Genomic DNA, 1,762 nt, shown 5'->3' with positions numbered 1-1,762 from the left:
AATATGCACCCTACGGAATGATGTGCGGATCTGATCTCCGGGTGGAGAGCCACACATGACCCAACCCTCAAGGCCCGTCCCCCTGGCGGGCAGCGCGCCCCCCGCGGGCGCCCCCTCGGTGGGCGAGGTCGCCGAGCGCTGGACCGGTGAGCTGGTCCGCACCGCCTACAGCCCGATCGCCCGCGCGAAGGTGCGCCGCAAGCTCGCCCAGCACGTCGGCCTGCTCGACGAGCTGCTCGCCTCGCCCGACCTGCCCGCCGACGAGGCGGTCGCGGTCGGCGAGTGGCTGGTGACCGCGCGGTTCACCGGCGACGCGAGCCTGGCCAGCTCCCTGGAGGTGCTCGGCCGCGCCCTGGCCGCGCGCGCACCCGACTCGCCAGGGCGGGTCGCCGAGCTGCTGGGCGCCGTCGCGGGCGGGTACGCCGCCCGGCTGCGCCTTCAGGTGTTCGGCGAGCACGAGGAGGTCCGGGCCTCGCTGCTGGCCGCGCTGGAGCGCGCGAGGGTCGAGCTGCACGACAGCGAGGCCCGGTTCCGGCAGGTCTTCGCGCACTCCGCCGCCGGGATCGCGGTGTTCGACGCGGACGGCGAGCTGCTGGAGAGCAACGCCGCGCTGACCGGGATGCTCGGCCCCGACTTCGGCGGGCAGGACCTGAGCGGGCTGCGCGGCGAGTGGGCCGCGATGGCGGTGCGCGGCCAGGACGTCTCGCACGTCGAGCAGATGTTCCTGGACCCCAGCGGCGATCCGCTGTGGACGAACGTGGCGCTGTCCGTGGTGGCGGGCGAGGACGGCGGCCCGCGCTACCACCTGGCGGTGGTGGAGGACGTCACCGAGCAGCGGATGCTGCGTGAGTACCTGCGCCACCAGGCGCTGCACGACGTGCTGACCGGGCTGCCGAACCGGCAGAGCTTCCTGCCCAAGCTGGAGGAGGTGCTGGGGCGGCCCGGCTCGATCACCCTGTGCTACCTGGACGTGGACAGCGTCGCGATCGTCAACGACGGCCTCGGCTACGAGTACGGCGACGAGCTGCTCAAGGTCGTCGCGGGCCGGTTGACGTCGGTGGCCGAGGGGCTGGCGGCGACCGTGGCCAGGATCGGCGGCGACGAGTTCGTCGTGCTGGTCGAGGACGGCCCCGGAACGCCCAGCATCTCCGAGCTGGCCGCGATGATCGACGGCGCGCTCGCCGAGCCGGTGCGGCTGGCCGGGCACGCGGTGGGCGTGTCGGCGGGCATGGGCTTCGTGCGCACGGCCGCGCGCGGGCTCGACGCGATGGCGCTGCTGCGGCAGGCGCACAGCACGCTGCGCCGCGCCGAGACCGGCGGCAAGGGCCAGTGGGGCATCTACGACGCCGGGCACGACGAGAAGGAGCGGTCGCGGCTGTCGCTGATCGCCGCCATGCCGGGCGCGCTGGAGACCGGCGAGATCGCGATCGACTACCGGGACGTGCGCGACCGGTCCCGTGAGCGGGTCGCGCTGGCGGCCCGGCTGCGCTGGGAGCACGACGGCACGACCGTCGGGCACGACGACTGCCTGCGCTACGCCGACGAGCTGGGCCTGGCGGGCGCGCTGGCCGAGTGGCTGCTGGACGAGGCCTGCTCGTTCGCGTCGCTGGAGTCGCTGCCGGTGCTGGTGCGGCTGTCGGCCGACCAGTCCCGCGACCCGGACCTGAGCGGCCTGGTCGGCGCCGCGGTGCGCGGCTGGGCGCTGGCCGAGGGGCAGCTGTGGCTGAGCCTGGACTCGGCCGCGGCCGGGCTGGGCGAGGAG

At 74.9% G+C, this 1,762-nt stretch carries 1 protein-coding gene; it reads left to right on the top strand.

Annotation, left to right across the window (positions count from 1 at the left end):
• Positions 1-55: 55 nt before the first annotated feature.
• The coding region (locus tag ACTUAL_RS04425) for a diguanylate cyclase domain-containing protein (RefSeq protein WP_440899356.1) at positions 56-1,762 on the top strand (1,707 nt) is incomplete at its 3' end.

This window comes from Actinosynnema sp. (genome assembly GCF_052038725.1).
Note: the sequence above shows the minus strand (reverse complement) of the source record. Positions and strands in the feature narration are given on the sequence as shown.